The sequence below is a fragment of the Streptomyces lothianensis genome, from assembly GCF_047779955.1.
Classification (GTDB): Bacteria; Actinomycetota; Actinomycetes; order Streptomycetales; family Streptomycetaceae; genus Streptomyces.
Window position 1 is genome coordinate 225,781 of sequence record NZ_JBLMKT010000041.1, and the last position, 14,140, is coordinate 239,920.

Genomic DNA, 14,140 nt, shown 5'->3' on the forward strand with positions numbered 1-14,140 from the left:
CTGGTCGGCCGTTCAGCAGGAAGTGCCTGGTCGGCCGTTCAGCAGGAAGTGCCCGGTCGGCCGTCGGGACAGGCTCGGCCGCGCCCGATCGGCGCGAGCACCGCGTCCGTGAGTTTCGCCAGGTCCGCCGGTGCGAGTTCGACCTCCAGGCCGCGGCGGCCCGCCGAGATGCAGATGGTGTCGTGCGCGCCGGCGGAGTCGTCGAGCACCGTGCGCAGCTTCTTGCGCTGCCCGAGCGGCGAGATCCCGCCCCGTACATAGCCCGTGGTCCGCTCGGCCGCCGCCGGATCGGCCATCGCCGCCCGTTTCCCGGACACGGCGGAGGCGAGCGCCTTGAGGTCGAGGCTGCCGGCGACGGGCACGACCGCCACCGTCAGCGCGCCGTCCACGTCGGCGACGAGCGTCTTGAAGACCCGCTCCGGCGCCACGCCCATCGCCTGCGCGGCCTCCTCGCCGTACGAGGGGCTCGCGGGGTCGTGCTCGTAGCTGTGCACGGTGAACGCGACGCCGGCGGCCGTCAGCGCCACCGTCGCCGGTGTGCCCCCGGCCTGCTGTTTCCTCGACTTCTTCGCCACCGCGTGCTCCCTCAGTTGAGGCTCGTGGGTGCCCGGGTCAGATCGACCGCGGGCAGCGAGGGCAGACTACGGAGCACGGCCGTCTCCGCGCGAAGGAGTTTCAGTTCGCTCTGCAGCCGACTCGCCGTGTCCGGGGCTTCGAGCAGCCGCTGCTTCGCCGGTACGTCGAGCACCGCCGCGGCCGCCACCAGATACGAGACCACCGACGGCTCGTCGGGCAGCTCGGCCCCGGTGGCGAGACTGCGCTCGCGGGCGCCGGCCAGCCGCTTCTGGTACGAGCGGAACGCGCGCAGCACGCCCTCGGCGAGCGCACCCGCCTCCTCGCCCTGCTCCTCGGGCAGCTCCTCCAGCTCCGCGGTCAGATACTCGCCGCTCGCATCGACCGAGAGGATCCGTACGCGGGTGGTGCCGGTCGCGAGGACCTCGAAACTGCCGTCGGCGCGTTCGCGCACGGTGGCCGCGTCGGCGATACAGCCGACCTCGTGGAAGGCCTTCACCGGGTCCTCGCCGAAACCCGCCGCCGGGCCCTTCTCGACCGTGGCGGTCTGGTCGGGCAGGCCGGGCGCGGCCGGGGCGACCTCGTGCCCGTCGCGGATCGCCACGACGGCGAAACGGCGCGGCTCCTCCGCGTCCTCGGGCACGGCCTCGACGAGGTCGCGCATCATGGCCCGGTAGCGCGCCTCGAAGATGTTCAGGGGCAGCACGAGACCCGGGAACAGCACGGTGTTCAGCGGGAAGAGCGGAAGTCGGACGGTGGTCACGGCTCTTTACCTTAGAGCCTGCCCCTGAACGTCAGAGCCTGCCCCCGAGCGCCCCGCTCCGGAGCCTCCTCAGAGCACCCCTCAAAACTCCCTGAGAGCACCCTCCCGGAACTCCCTCAGAGCACCCCCCGGAACTCCCTCAGAGCACCCCTCAAAACTCCCTGAGAGCACCCTCCCGGAACTCCGTCAGAGCCCGCCCCCGGAACCTCCTCGGAGCCCGCCCCCGGACCCCCCGTCGGAGCCCGCCCGCACCGGCCCGCCGACCGCGCCGCGCCCTGCCCACAGCGGGGTGTCCGCCGCCACCTGGAGGCGGATGCCGTCGCGCAGTTCCAGGAACTGGCCCAGCGGGTCGTCCGAGAGCCGGTCCCAGGGGAAGGACGTGGCCTGCCGGCCGGTCATCCGCAGCTGGTCGAGGGCCTCCGGCCAGCGTTCGAGGCGGATCAGGACGTATGTGAGCAGGTTGCGGACCTCGGCCGGATACGGATCGCCGACGGGGTACGCGGCGGAGAGCGCGATGGCGCGGTCGGCGGCTGCGTCGAGGCGCTCGGGGCCGAGCAGCGAGGCCGGTCCCGCCGGTCCGGGAGGCGTGCCCGCGCCGGTCGGCGGCATGTCAGGGACGGATCGGCCCGGAGTCCTGTCCGGGCCGTTGCGGCTCTGCCGGGCGGCCGTGCCGGTCAGGCCGGGCAGGCCCGGCAGGAGCCCCGTGCCGTGCCGTGGGGGCAGCGGGTTGGTGCCGGGGCGTCCCGGCAGCGGGTCCGGGTCGGTCAGATACGGGAGGGCGGCCCGGATCGGAAGGGCGTGCAGGAGCGAGCCGGGCAGCGCGTCCTCGGCGGCCCGCTCGGCGAAGTCGAAGGACTCGCGGTGCGAGCCGTACCAGGCGGCCGAGAGGTACTGCACCGCGGAGGTGTGGCAGCCGTAGTGGTGCGAGGCCCGGCTGGTGGCCTGCTCCCACAGCGTGTCGAAGACGGCACGGGTGGCGTGCGTGCCGCGCGCGTGGTCGAGGGCGAGACGCCAGGGCACCGGATCGCGGGGAGCGCCGTCGGCGGCGGCGCTGATCAACGGCCCGGCATCGCGCAGGAGTTCCGCGTACGCGGGGGAGTCCCAGGCGCGGCCGAGGGCCAGCTCGGCCTTCACGAGCCGGGCGTCCGGATCGTGCGGACGCCCGGCGAGCCAGCGCTCGAACCAGTCGGGGCGGCTGCGGGCGAAGGCCGCCAGGCGCCGGGTGTACAGGTCCCGGTTCTCCCAGGCGGCCTGCTCGCGGGTGGCCGCGAGCAGGGCCGCCGCCGGGCCGTACTCGCCCTGGCCCGCCGCGACCAGGGCGGGGGCGAGGCGGTCGTCGGGTGCATCGAGCAGTACCTCGTCGTCGCCGGGCAGACCGGCGGCCAGGTGCTTGGTGTGCTTCAGCATGCGGGCTGTGCTGATGATCGCGTGGAGCAGTGACATATTGCGGGGGAAGACCGGTGGGCCGGGCGGAAGGTTGTGGCCCCGTTGATAACGGTTTCGTCGCTGTGTCCGTTGCGGGCGCCCAGCCGGTGGCAGGCCGGCTCGGGGCTCGCCTCCGGGCAGCGGCCGGACTGCTCAACCCCTCCGCAGCACCCGCGAGACCCCCGCCGCCACCGTCGTCGCCAGCACCCAGCCGAGCAGGATCAGTGATGAGGCCAGCCACTGCCATCCGCCCGCCATCCGCCAGTGGCCCTCCTGGCCGAGGTTGATGACCGGGAGGATCAGGTCGAGGGTGTGGATGACCGAGTTGTACGCGGGGCCCTCGCCGATCCTCATCTCCTCGGGCTCGTAGTACGAGAAGACCCAGCCGCCCAGCGCCCACAGGACCGCCATCCAAAGCGCCGCCCGGCCCGGCCGGTACCCGTACGCGACCATCCAGTCCTGCGCGTACCCCCAGAGTTTGCCCGCGAGCGGCAGGGTCTGGCGGCGGCGGCGCTGTTTGGCGAGGAGCACCTCGCGGGCCTCGGAGTCCTCGCCGGTGGCGCGCAGGACGGAGGCGAGGCGTTCGTACGGCTCCGGGTTGTACTCGGGGGTGGCGGCCTCGACCCAGGCAAGCCGCTCGGAGAGCGGGAAACGGTCGACCGGGATGAGGTTGTCGTAGGCGAAACCGTTCATCTCCAGATGCCCGGGGCCCGGCCAGCTCGCCGACGCGTCGCGCAGGTTCGTCACCTTCGCACCCGAGAGCACCACCTTGCCGCCCTGCGGCCGCTCGCCGAGGAAGCGCAGCTCGGAGGTGTGCACCCGGCGCAGCGCGAGCTGGTGTTCCTCGCCCATGTACAGGCGCGCCCGGTCCAGGTCGATGGCGTCGGCGAAGCGCCCGTCGTCGAGCCGGATGCCGCCGCGGCATTCGAAGTGCTGGACGCGGGTGCCGTGCGCCGGGGTGGCACCCGCCGTGTACATCGGGTCGGAGACGGCGGCGGGGGTCAGGTACAGGCTGCGTTCGACGGTGAGCTGCGGTGCGTTGAGTGCGTACTTGCCCGCCTCGTTGAGCAGCCGGCTGCCGCGCAGGCTGAGCGAGACGCCGACCTTCGCGCCGCGCATCCGGAACTCGCCGTAGGACTCGATGAGCTCGGCCTGTAAGTCCTGGCCGACGGAGAGTCCGTCCGCGTCGATGGTGCGGTCGTTGCGGTCATGGTGCACGACGGCCTGGCTGAGCAGCAGGTCCGTGCCGATCCGGGCGTCGCAGAGGCGGATGCCGCGGTGCACCCGGCAGCGCGGCAGATGCAGATCGCCCTCCGTGTGCAGCCGGGTGGCCTCCAGGCGGGGGATCGAGCAGTTCGACAGGCGCAGGGTGGTGAAGCGGGTCTCGGGGAGCAGGACCTCCTTCTCGAAGCGGCAGTCCTTCATCTCGACGTACGGCGTGACGGTGCCGCCCGCGACATCGAGATAACCGGTGACACGCACCCCCGTCAGCTTGATCGCGGAGACCCGGCCGTCGAGGGCGGGCGGGCCCGCGAGCATGAGCATGCAGATGACCCGGGCCCGTACGCTGCGCTCCTCGCCCCAGTGGTAGACGCCGTGCGGATCGTCGACCAACGGATTGCCCGTGGAGAGCTTGTACCGCGAGCCGTTCCGGAACGCCTGCCACATCCCGACCTCGGCCGGTGTCAGGTCGTCCGGCATCTCGATGGCCACGTCTGCCCGTCCCTCCCCGTACGCGCGCGAACACCTGTTGCATGGGTACGGATGTGATGCCCCGGCCCGTAACCGTCCGAACACCACTGGTGCCGGAGATCCTGACGTGGTGAGCGTGCCTGTATCAGCCAGTGGATACCTGCGACGGCGGCGCGTGCCGGTCTGAGAGAATTGGCCACGTGATCTCTCGAATCGACCTGCGCGGCGGCGCCCTCCCCGAGGGCCCCGCACTGCGTGACCTGCTGCCCCGTGCCGACTTCGACGTCGCGGCCGCCCTGGACAAGGTGCGTCCGATCTGCGAGGACGTGCATCATCGCGGGGACGCGGCGCTGGTCGAGTACGCGCAGAGGTTCGACGGCGTGCGGCTGGAGAGCGTACGGGTGCCTGCCGAGGCCCTCGACAAGGCACTCGTCGAGCTGGACCCGCAGGTCAGGGCCGCCCTGGAGGAGTCGATCAAGCGGGCCCGCACGGTGCACCGCGAGCAGCGCCGCGCCCCGCACACCACCCAGGTGGTGCCCGGCGGCAGCGTGACCGAGAAGTGGGTTCCGGTCGAGCGCGTCGGCCTGTACGCGCCCGGCGGCCGCTCCGTCTACCCCTCGTCCGTGATCATGAACGTGGTGCCCGCGCAGGAGGCCGGCGTCGAGTCGATCGCGCTCGCCAGCCCCGCGCAGGCGGAGTTCGGCGGCCTGCCGCACCCGACGATCCTCGCGGCCTGTGCGCTGCTCGGGGTCGACGAGGTGTACGCCGCAGGGGGCGCCACCGCCGTCGCGATGTTCGCGTACGGCACCGAGTCCTGCCCGCCCGCGAACATGGTGACCGGCCCCGGCAACATCTGGGTCGCGGCCGCCAAGCGTTACTTCACCGGGAAGATCGGCATCGACGCGGAGGCGGGCCCGACCGAGATCGCGGTCCTCGCCGACGACACCGCCGACCCGGCGCACATCGCCGCCGACCTGATCAGCCAGGCCGAACACGACCCGCTGGCCGCCGCCGTCCTCGTCACGGACAGCGAGGCGCTCGCCGAGGCCGTGGAGCGCGAGCTCGAGCCGCAGGTCGCCGCCACCAAGCACATCGACGACCGGATCGTCCCGGCACTCAAGGGCCGCCAGTCCGCGATCGTGCTCGTCGGCTCCCTGGAGGACGGCCTGAAGGTCGTCGACGCCTACGGCGCCGAGCACCTGGAGATCCAGACCGCCGACGCCACCGCCGTGGCCGACCGCGTCCGCAATGCCGGCGCGATCTTCGTCGGCCCCTGGGCGCCTGTCTCGCTCGGCGACTACGCGGCCGGATCCAACCACGTCCTGCCCACCGGCGGCTGCGCCTGCCACTCCTCGGGCCTGAGCGTGCAGTCCTTCCTGCGCGGCATCCACATCGTCGACTACTCGCGCGAGGCCCTCGCCGACGTGGCGCACCACGTGGTGACGCTCGCCGAGGCCGAGGACCTGCCCGCGCACGGTGCGGCGATCAAGGCAAGGTTCGGCTGGAAGGTTCCCGGCAAGTGAGCACGATCGGCAACACGCCCGCGTCCCCCTGGGACGAACTACCCATCCGGGACGAACTGAAGGGCAAGTCCCCGTACGGCGCCCCTCAGCTGGACGTGCCCGTACGCCTCAACACCAACGAGAACCCGTACCCGCTGCCCGAGCCCCTCGTGCGGCGGATCGCCGAGCGCGTCACCGAGGCGGCCCGGAACCTCAACCGATACCCCGACCGCGACGCGGTCGAGCTGCGCACCGAGCTGGCCCGCTACCTGACCCGTACCACCGGCTACGAGGTCACCACGGCGAACGTCTGGGCGGCCAACGGGTCCAACGAGGTCATCCAGCAGCTCCTGCAGACCTTCGGCGGCCCCGGCCGCAGCGCCATCGGCTTCGAACCCTCGTACTCCATGCACGGGCTGATCTCCCGCGGCACCGGCACGGCCTGGATCTCCGGGCCGCGCGGCGCGGACTTCACCCTCGACGTCGAGGCCGCCACGAAGGCGATCGCCGAGAACGCGCCGGACGTCACCTTCATCACCTCGCCCAACAACCCGACGGGCACCGCGGTCGAGCCGGAGACGGTGCTCGCGCTGTACGAGGCCGCACAGGCCGCCAAGGCGACCACTGCCGGGGCGCTCGTCGTGGTCGACGAGGCGTACATCGAGTTCAGCCACGGCGACTCGCTCCTGGAGCTGCTCGAAGGACGGCCGAACCTCGTCGTCTCGCGCACCATGTCGAAGGCCTTCGGCGCCGCGGGCCTGCGCCTGGGCTATCTCGCCGCGCACCCCGCGGTGGTGGACGCGGTGCAGCTCGTACGGCTTCCGTACCACCTGTCGGCCGTCACCCAGGCCACCGCGCTCGCGGCCCTGGAGCACACCGACACGCTGCTCGGCTATGTGGAGCAGCTGAAGCAGGAGCGCGACCGGATCGTCGACGGGCTGCGCGCGCTCGGCTACGAAGTCACCCCCTCCGACGCCAACTTCGTGCAGTTCGGACGGTTCGACGGCGAGGGGGGCGCCCACGCCGCCTGGCAGCAGATCCTCGACCGGGGCGTCCTGGTCCGGGACAACGGCGTACCGGGCCGGCTGCGGGTGACCGCGGGCACGCCCGAGGAGAACGACGCGTTCCTCGACGCGGTACGAGATCTCAAGAAGGAGCAGGAGCACAGGTCATGAGCCGCATCGGACGCGTGGAGCGCACCACCAAGGAGACCTCGGTCGTCGTCGAGATCGACCTCGACGGCACCGGGAAGGTCGATGTGTCGACCGGAGTCGGCTTCTACGACCACATGCTCGACCAGCTCGGCCGGCACGGCCTGTTCGACCTCACGGTGAAGACCGAGGGCGATCTGCACATCGACTCGCACCACACCATCGAGGACACCGCGCTCGCCCTCGGCGCCGCCTTCAAGCAGGCGCTCGGCGACAAGGTCGGCATCTACCGCTTCGGCAACTGCACCGTCCCGCTCGACGAGTCCCTCGCCCAGGTCACCGTCGACCTGTCCGGCCGCCCGTACCTCGTGCACACCGAGCCCGAGAACATGGCGCCGATGATCGGCAGTTACGACACGACGATGACCCGGCACATCCTGGAGTCCTTCGTCGCCCAGGCGCAGATCGCCCTGCACGTGCACGTCCCCTATGGGCGCAACGCCCACCACATCGTCGAGTGCCAGTTCAAGGCGCTGGCCCGCGCGCTGCGCTACGCCTCGGAGCGCGACCCGCGTGCGGCCGGCATCATCCCCTCCACGAAGGGCGCGCTGTAACCATGAACGGCACTTCGACCCTCCTGATCGTCCTCGGCCTGTTCCTGCTCGGCGGCGTCATCTCCTTCGTCAAGCAGGGCATGTCCAAGGGCCTGGTCACCCTGCTCTCGATCGGCGCCGGGATGTCGCTGCTCGCCGGCATCCTGCGCCTGGAGGTGTGGACCTGATGACCGTCTCCGCTTCCTCCAGGAAGAAGGTCGTCGTCTTCGACTACGGCTTCGGCAACGTCCGCTCCGCCGAGCGCGCCCTCGCCCGCGTCGGCGCGGACGTCGAGATCACCCGCGACTTCGACAGGGCGATGAACGCCGACGGGCTCCTCGTGCCCGGCGTCGGCGCCTTCGAGGCCTGCATCAAGGGCCTCAGGAAGGCCCGCGGCGACTGGATCGTGGACCGCCGTCTGTCCGGCGGCCGCCCGGTGATGGGCATCTGCGTCGGCATGCAGATCCTGTTCGAGCGCGGCATCGAGCACGGCGTGGAGACCGAGGGCCTCGACGAATGGCCCGGCACGGTCGGCCCGCTCCAGGCCGACGTGGTTCCGCACATGGGCTGGAACACCGTCGAGCCCGCGGAAGGCTCCCGGCTCTTCGAGGGCCTGGACGCCGACGCCCGCTACTACTTCGTGCACTCCTACGCGGCCCACGACTGGACCCTGGAAGTCACCAACCCCGCCATCGCCGCCCCGCTCGTCACCTGGGCCACCCACGGCAAGCCCTTCGTGGCCGCCGTGGAGAACAGCGCGCTGTGGGCCACCCAGTTCCACCCCGAGAAGTCCGGCGACGCCGGTGCGCAGCTCCTGACCAACTGGATCGGAACCCTCTGATGCCCTCCTCGCAGAAGCTCGAACTCCTCCCCGCCGTCGACGTCCGCGACGGCCAGGCCGTCCGCCTCGTGCACGGCGAATCCGGTACGGAGACCTCGTACGGCTCCCCGCTGGAGGCCGCCCTCGCATGGCAGAACGCGGGCGCCGAGTGGCTGCATCTGGTCGACCTCGACGCCGCCTTCGGCACCGGCGACAACCGCGCCCTGATCGCCGAGGTCACCGGCGCCATGGACATCAAGGTCGAGCTCTCCGGCGGCATCCGCGACGACGCCTCGCTCGAAGCCGCGCTCGCCACCGGCTGCACCCGCGTCAACCTCGGCACCGCCGCCCTGGAGACCCCCGAGTGGGTCGCCAAGGTCATCGCCTCGCACGGCGACCGGATCGCCGTCGGGCTCGACGTACGCGGTACGACGCTGCGCGGCCGCGGCTGGACCCGCGACGGCGGCGACCTGTACGAGACCCTGGAGCGCCTCAACTCCGAGGGCTGCGCCCGCTATGTCGTCACCGACATCGCCAAGGACGGCACCCTGCAGGGCCCCAACCTGGAGCTGCTGCGCAATGTCTGCGCGGCGACGGACCGCCCGGTCGTCGCCTCCGGCGGTGTCTCCTCCCTCGACGACCTGCGCGCCATCGCCTCCCTCGTGCCGCTCGGCGTCGAGGGTTCGATCGTCGGCAAGGCGCTCTACGCCAAGCAGTTCACGCTGCAGGAGGCGCTGGAGGCTGTGTCCGTATGAGCGAGGTGGAGCGAGCGACCGGCGTGCAGCGCGTACAGAGCGGCAGCCCCTGGGAGGACGCCTTCGGTTTCGCGCGCGCCGTGGCCGCGGGTGACCGCGTGGTGGTCGGCGGAACGACCTCGTTCCGCGGCTCGGTCCTGCACGGCGAGGGCGATCCGTACGAACAGACCCGGGTCGCCATCGCGAACGGCGTCGAGGCGCTGGGCGCGTTCGGGCTCGACGCCTCGCATGTCATCCGCACCCGCGTCTTCCTCACCCATGCGCGGGACGCCGAGGCCGTGGGCCGCGCCCACAAGGAGGCCTTCGACGCCGTACGTCCCGTCACGACCTTCGCGGTGGTCACCGGCTTCGTCGACCCGCGCATCCTGGTCGAGGTGGAGCTGGAGGCCTTCGACCCGCGATCCGACGAGCACGAGGAAGCGCTCTGGGCGGCTGCCGCCCAGGACCTCACCGAGGAGTCCGATCAGTCATGACCCTGGCGGTACGTGTGATCCCCTGCCTGGACGTCGACAACGGCCGGGTCGTCAAGGGTGTCAACTTCCAGAACCTGCGCGATGCGGGCGACCCGGTCGAGATGGCCAAGGTCTACGACGCCGAAGGTGCCGACGAGCTGACCTTCCTCGACATCACCGCCTCCTCCGGCAACCGCGAGACCACCTACGACGTGGTCCGCCGCACCGCCGAACAGGTCTTCATCCCGCTCACGGTCGGCGGCGGAGTCCGTACGGCCGAGGACGTGGACAGGCTGCTCCGCGCGGGCGCGGACAAGGTCGGCGTCAACACGGCCGCCATCGCGCGGCCCGAGCTGATCCGTGAGATCGCCGAGCGCTTCGGACGGCAGGTCCTCGTCCTGTCGGTCGACGCGCGCCGTACCTCCTCCGGGTCCTTCGAGGTCACCACGCACGGCGGCCGCAAGTCCGCCGGGATCGACGCCGTCGAGTGGGCGCATCGGGCGGCCGAACTGGGCGCGGGCGAGATCCTGCTCAACTCGATGGACGCGGACGGGACGAAGGACGGCTACGACATCGAGATGATCGAGGCCGTCCGCAAGCACGTCACCGTTCCCGTGATCGCCTCGGGCGGAGCGGGCAGGCTCGCGGATTTCGCCCCGGCTGTGGGCGCCGGAGCGGACGCCGTCCTCGCGGCGTCCGTGTTCCACTTCGGTGATCTGCGGATCGGGGAGGTCAAGGGCGCGTTGCGCGGGGCCGGGTATCCGGTGCGGTGAGTCCGGCTCCGACCGAACACCGCGGGGGCTGAACAGAAATCGCTTGCCGGGTACGTGAATTGGCCTGGACCATAGCCGTCCGTGACCTCTGACACGTCCCGGCAGGCGAAGCCGTCCACTCACCCGTCCACTTACCCGTCCAGTCACCCGTCCTCGCAGGCGTCCCCGCACCCGCGTCCCCGTTCCGAACCTCCGCCGCCCGGCACGGCGGCCCACCGGGACCCCAACGTCCTGCGCTGGCTGGGCGCGTACGCCGCATCGATGGTCGGCGACGGGGTCTACTTCCTCTCCCTCGGCTGGGCCGCCGCCCGGATCGGCGGGCCCGCCCAGGTGGGCCTGGTGATGGCCGTCGGTGCCGTGCCGCGGGCGCTGCTCATGCTCGGCGGCGGGGTGATCGCCGACCGCTTCGGGCCGCGCCGGGTCGTCATCGGCTCGGACGCGGCCCGCTGTGCGCTGATCCTCGCGGCCGCCGCCGCGCTCTGGCTCGCGGCCCCCGGGCTCTGGCTCCTGGTGGCGCTCGCCCTGCTCTTCGGCGTGGTCGACGCCCTGTTCATGCCCGCGGTCGGCGCGCTGCCGCCGCGGATCACCGGCCGCGGCGAGCTGATGCGACTGCTCGGCTTCAAGGCCTTCATGGAACGCGTCGGCAAGCTCGCGGGTCCGCCCACGGCCGGTTTCGCGATGGGCGTGGGCGGGCCCGCGGCGGCCTTCGCGGTGGCGGGCGCACTGTTCGCCGTATCGCTTCTGCTGCTGATCACCGTACGGATCACGCCGGTGCGGCCCGATGAGGCGGTGCGGCCCGATGAGGCGGTGCGGGACGATGGAGCAGCCGTGCGGGACGATGGAGCCGTACAGGACGAGCCGACTGAACGCGCCACCGCTTGGCGGGAGTTGCGGAACGGGCTGCGGTACGTCCGCCGCCACCGGGTCGTCGGCCCGCTCGTCGTCTCCGGCTGCATCAGCCAGATCGGCATCACCCCACCCCTCACCGTCGGCATCGTCGTCCTCGGCGAGGAACGCGGCTGGGGCCCGGCGGGCGCGGGCCTCGTCCTCGGCGCGATGGCCTTCGGCGCGGGCGCCAGCACCCTGGGCCTCGCCGTGGCGGGACGCTTTCCGCGCGCCGGACGCTGGGCGACCCTCACCCTCCTCGTGGCCTCCGGCCTGATCGGCGCCATCGGTCTGCTGCCCACCGTCCCCGGCGCCGCGGCCGTGGCGCTGGGCGCCGGTCTGGTGAGCGGGCTGTGCGGCGCGCTCTCCGCGACCCTGATCCAGGCGAACACCGAGCCCCGCTATCTGGGCCGGGTCTCCTCGGTGATGGCGTTCACGGCGGTCGGTGTGACCCCGCTGTTCTTTCCGGTCGGCGGCTGGGCGGCCGGGCTCTGGGGCGCGCCCACGGTGTTCGTCGCGGGCGGCTCGGTGAGCATGGCGGCGGCGTTGCTGCCGCTGTTCGCGCGGGAGGTGTGGCGGGCGGAGCTCCCCGGGCAGCGGCGGCCCGCCTGAGCGGCGCCGGCCCTCCGCAGGGCCCGGGGGCCGGTCGGCGCGGCGCGTGGAAGACGCATCCGAGGAAGATGTGCAGGAATAATTGCGCAAGAATTGTTGCGCAACAATTCTTTCCTATCTACGTTGGGGGCATGGCAGAGGAGAAGACACGCAAAATCCAGGACGTCGAGACGCTCAAGGCGCTCGGCCACCCACTGCGGATGAAACTCTTCCGCGCGGTGTACACCGCCCGTCTCGCGACCGCTTCGCAGCTCTCGCAGACCGTGGACGAGGCGGTCTCGCTCGTCAGCTACCACCTGCGCAAACTCGCCGAACACGGCCTCATCGAAGAGGCCGAGGGACAGGGGAGCGACGGGCGTGAGCGCTGGTGGAAGCCGGCCGCGCAGTCGCTGACCATCAGCGACGAGGACTTCATCGGCGATCCAGGGAAGGCCGCCGCGCACCGCTCGGTCACCCGGCTCTTCCACGACCAGCGTCACGAGCTGTACGAGCGCTATGTCGAGGAGAAGGGGGCGTGGAGCGCCGACTGGCGTTCGGCCGCCTTCGACTCGGAGTCGCTGCCCCGCCTGACGGCTCCCGAACTTGCGGAGCTGAACAAGGAGTTGCACGAGGTGATGGCCAGGTACCACGCGATCAGCCAGGCCGCGGACGAGGCCGGCGAGACCGAGGGCCGCGAGCAGATCGCGGTCCACCTCTACGGTTTCCCCTTCCGCCCGTGAGCGCCCAGGTGCACGTCCCCGAGGGCGTCATACCGGAGGCCGTGGACCGGCCCGCCCACCGTGACCCCAACGTCCTGCGCTGGCTCGGCGCCTACGCCTCCTCGATGATCGGCGACGCCGTCTACTTCATCGCCCTGTCCTGGGCCGCCGCCCGATCCGGAAGCGCGGCACAGGCGGGCCTGGTCCTGGCGCTCGGCGCCGTACCGCGCGCCCTGCTCATGCTCTACGGGGGTGTGATCGCCGACCGTTTCGGTCCGCGCCGGGTCGTGATCGGCTCGGACGCCGTGCGCTTCGCGGTGATCCTCGTCGCGGCCGGACTGCTGCTCGCCGCACAGCCCGGGATCTGGCTGCTCGCCGTGATCGCGCTGATCTTCGGTGCGGTGGACGCGGTGTTCATGCCCGCGGTGGGCGCGCTGCCGCCCCGTATCACCGGAGCCTCCCAACTCGCCCGCGTCCAGGGCCTGCGCGGACTCGCGGGCCGGATCGCACTGGTCACCGGCGGCCCGCTCGGCGGGCTCGCGGTGGCGCTCGGCGGATCGGCGGCGGCGTTCGCCGTGGCGGCCGCGCTGTTCGGGCTGTCCCTGGTGCTGCTCCTGGCCGTACGGGTGCGGAAGCTGGCGCCCTCCGACGGGGCTCCCCAGGCGGCGGCGCAGCGGCCGAGGAAGGGAGAACTGCGCGCCGGGCTGCGCTACATCCGGCGGCACAAGGTGCTGTTTCCGCTGATCACCGCGATGGGGATCACCGAACTCGGGTTCTCGGGGCCCGCCAATATCGGCCTGGTGCTGCTCATGGACGAGCGGGGCTGGGGTGCCGCCGGGCTCGGCCTGGCGATCTCCGCCTTCGGTATCGGCGCCGGCGCGGCATCCACGCTGCTCGCGGTGCGCGGACGCCTGCCAAGAGCCGGGCTGCTGCGGTCGCTGGGGGAGGCACTCGGCGCGGTGGCCCTCGTGGCGATCGCGTTCGCGCCCTCGTCGCTGCTCGCGGCACTTGCCTGCTTCGTCGTGGGCCTGAGCGCGGGGCTCGGTGGGGCGTTGAGCGGTGCCCTCGTGCAGACGCAGTCCGACTCCGCCTACATCGGACGGGTCACCTCGGCCTACATGCTGATCGCGGTGGGGCTCGCGCCGCTGTGCTATCCGGTCGTCGGCGCGGCGATCGGCGCGTGGGGCGCGCGACCGGTGTTCGTGGGCTGCGCCTGCCTGGTCCTCGTGGGCTCGGCGGTGGGTCTGGCTTCGGGCGCGGTGCGGCGTGCGGAGCTGCCGCGGATGACGAAGGCGCAGGGCGAGCCGGTGCGCAAAGCCCCGGCAGGGCGGTCGGCGTGACGGACCGTCATCGGGCGGCCCGCAGCTCGCATCCCGAAAACGGTCCGGGACGGCTGACTGGTGATTTCGCCGATGCGTGGCTTCCGCTTCCACGGTGACAGTGGCG

15 protein-coding genes are annotated in these 14,140 nt (G+C 72.0%); 11 read left to right on the top strand and 4 right to left on the bottom strand.

What is annotated here, in order from left to right; all coding sequences use genetic code 11:
- Positions 1–38: 38 nt before the first annotated feature.
- The 4 genes from ybaK to ACLF6P_RS15680 form a co-directional block, all read right to left on the bottom strand.
- Complete coding sequence (gene ybaK / locus ACLF6P_RS15665) at positions 39–575, bottom strand: Cys-tRNA(Pro) deacylase (RefSeq protein WP_415950887.1); 537 nt, start codon at positions 573–575, stop codon at positions 39–41.
- An 11-nt stretch (positions 576–586) separates the two neighbouring features.
- Entirely contained in the window at positions 587–1,336 is a 750-nt protein-coding gene (locus tag ACLF6P_RS15670; RefSeq protein ID WP_415950888.1) for an LON peptidase substrate-binding domain-containing protein, read from the bottom strand.
- Positions 1,337–1,522: 186 nt separating this feature from the next.
- Complete coding sequence (locus tag ACLF6P_RS15675) at positions 1,523–2,779, bottom strand: hypothetical protein (protein WP_415950889.1); 1,257 nt, start codon at positions 2,777–2,779, stop codon at positions 1,523–1,525.
- Between the two features lie 135 nt (positions 2,780–2,914).
- A complete protein-coding gene (locus ACLF6P_RS15680) occupies positions 2,915–4,462 on the bottom strand; it encodes an oxidoreductase (protein ID WP_415950966.1) in 1,548 nt (515 codons plus the stop codon).
- Positions 4,463–4,653: 191 nt separating this feature from the next.
- On the opposite strand from ACLF6P_RS15680, the gene hisD reads away from it, so the two are divergent.
- The 11 genes from hisD (at position 4,654) to ACLF6P_RS15735 (ending at position 14,034) form a co-directional block, all read left to right on the top strand.
- Positions 4,654–5,976, top strand: a complete 1,323-nt coding sequence (gene hisD / locus ACLF6P_RS15685; protein ID WP_415950890.1) for a histidinol dehydrogenase — start codon at positions 4,654–4,656, stop codon at positions 5,974–5,976.
- Positions 5,973–7,130, top strand: coding sequence for a histidinol-phosphate transaminase (locus ACLF6P_RS15690; protein WP_415950892.1), 1,158 nt, complete (start codon positions 5,973–5,975; stop codon positions 7,128–7,130). The genes hisD and ACLF6P_RS15690 overlap by 4 nt, the downstream gene beginning before the upstream one ends.
- Positions 7,127–7,720, top strand: a complete 594-nt coding sequence (gene hisB, locus ACLF6P_RS15695; protein WP_415950893.1) for an imidazoleglycerol-phosphate dehydratase HisB — start codon at positions 7,127–7,129, stop codon at positions 7,718–7,720. The genes ACLF6P_RS15690 and hisB overlap by 4 nt, the downstream gene beginning before the upstream one ends.
- Positions 7,721–7,722: 2 nt before the next feature.
- Entirely contained in the window at positions 7,723–7,887 is a 165-nt protein-coding gene (locus ACLF6P_RS15700) for a hypothetical protein (protein WP_415950895.1), read from the top strand.
- On the top strand, positions 7,887–8,540 hold the full coding sequence (gene hisH / locus ACLF6P_RS15705) for an imidazole glycerol phosphate synthase subunit HisH (RefSeq protein WP_415950897.1): 654 nt from the start codon (positions 7,887–7,889) through the stop codon (positions 8,538–8,540). The genes ACLF6P_RS15700 and hisH overlap by 1 nt, the downstream gene beginning before the upstream one ends.
- On the top strand, positions 8,540–9,274 hold the full coding sequence (gene priA / locus ACLF6P_RS15710; RefSeq protein WP_415950899.1) for a bifunctional 1-(5-phosphoribosyl)-5-((5-phosphoribosylamino)methylideneamino)imidazole-4-carboxamide isomerase/phosphoribosylanthranilate isomerase PriA: 735 nt from the start codon (positions 8,540–8,542) through the stop codon (positions 9,272–9,274). The genes hisH and priA overlap by 1 nt, the downstream gene beginning before the upstream one ends.
- On the top strand, positions 9,271–9,747 hold the full coding sequence (locus ACLF6P_RS15715) for a RidA family protein (RefSeq protein ID WP_415950900.1): 477 nt from the start codon (positions 9,271–9,273) through the stop codon (positions 9,745–9,747). The genes priA and ACLF6P_RS15715 overlap by 4 nt, the downstream gene beginning before the upstream one ends.
- On the top strand, positions 9,744–10,499 hold the full coding sequence (gene hisF / locus ACLF6P_RS15720; RefSeq protein WP_415950902.1) for an imidazole glycerol phosphate synthase subunit HisF: 756 nt from the start codon (positions 9,744–9,746) through the stop codon (positions 10,497–10,499). Before ACLF6P_RS15715 ends, hisF begins: the two co-directional genes overlap by 4 nt.
- 81 nt (positions 10,500–10,580) lie before the next feature.
- Positions 10,581–11,996: an MFS transporter gene (locus tag ACLF6P_RS15725; RefSeq protein WP_415950903.1), complete on the top strand. Its 1,416-nt coding sequence runs from the start codon at positions 10,581–10,583 to the stop codon at positions 11,994–11,996.
- A gap of 131 nt (positions 11,997–12,127) precedes the next feature.
- A complete protein-coding gene (locus tag ACLF6P_RS15730) occupies positions 12,128–12,715 on the top strand; it encodes an ArsR/SmtB family transcription factor (protein WP_415950905.1) in 588 nt (195 codons plus the stop codon).
- The gene (locus ACLF6P_RS15735; RefSeq protein ID WP_415950906.1) at positions 12,712–14,034 is read left to right on the top strand and encodes an MFS transporter; all 1,323 of its coding nucleotides are present in this window, start codon (positions 12,712–12,714) and stop codon (positions 14,032–14,034) included. Before ACLF6P_RS15730 ends, ACLF6P_RS15735 begins: the two co-directional genes overlap by 4 nt.
- Positions 14,035–14,140 lie beyond the last annotated feature (106 nt).

What these genes read in the sequence shown, in the direction of transcription:
- ACLF6P_RS15675 (WP_415950889.1), bottom strand. Translation starts at nt 2,779, where the DNA reads ATGTCACTGCTCCACGCGATCATCAGCACAGCCCGCATGCTGAAGCAC.
- ACLF6P_RS15680 (WP_415950966.1), bottom strand. Translation starts at nt 4,462, where the DNA reads ATGCCGGACGACCTGACACCGGCCGAGGTCGGGATGTGGCAGGCGTTC.
- hisB (WP_415950893.1), top strand. Translation starts at nt 7,127, where the DNA reads ATGAGCCGCATCGGACGCGTGGAGCGCACCACCAAGGAGACCTCGGTC.
- ACLF6P_RS15700 (WP_415950895.1), top strand. Translation starts at nt 7,723, where the DNA reads ATGAACGGCACTTCGACCCTCCTGATCGTCCTCGGCCTGTTCCTGCTC.
- hisH (WP_415950897.1), top strand. Translation starts at nt 7,887, where the DNA reads ATGACCGTCTCCGCTTCCTCCAGGAAGAAGGTCGTCGTCTTCGACTAC.
- priA (WP_415950899.1), top strand. Translation starts at nt 8,540, where the DNA reads ATGCCCTCCTCGCAGAAGCTCGAACTCCTCCCCGCCGTCGACGTCCGC.
- ACLF6P_RS15715 (WP_415950900.1), top strand. Translation starts at nt 9,271, where the DNA reads ATGAGCGAGGTGGAGCGAGCGACCGGCGTGCAGCGCGTACAGAGCGGC.
- hisF (WP_415950902.1), top strand. Translation starts at nt 9,744, where the DNA reads ATGACCCTGGCGGTACGTGTGATCCCCTGCCTGGACGTCGACAACGGC.
- ACLF6P_RS15730 (WP_415950905.1), top strand. Translation starts at nt 12,128, where the DNA reads ATGGCAGAGGAGAAGACACGCAAAATCCAGGACGTCGAGACGCTCAAG.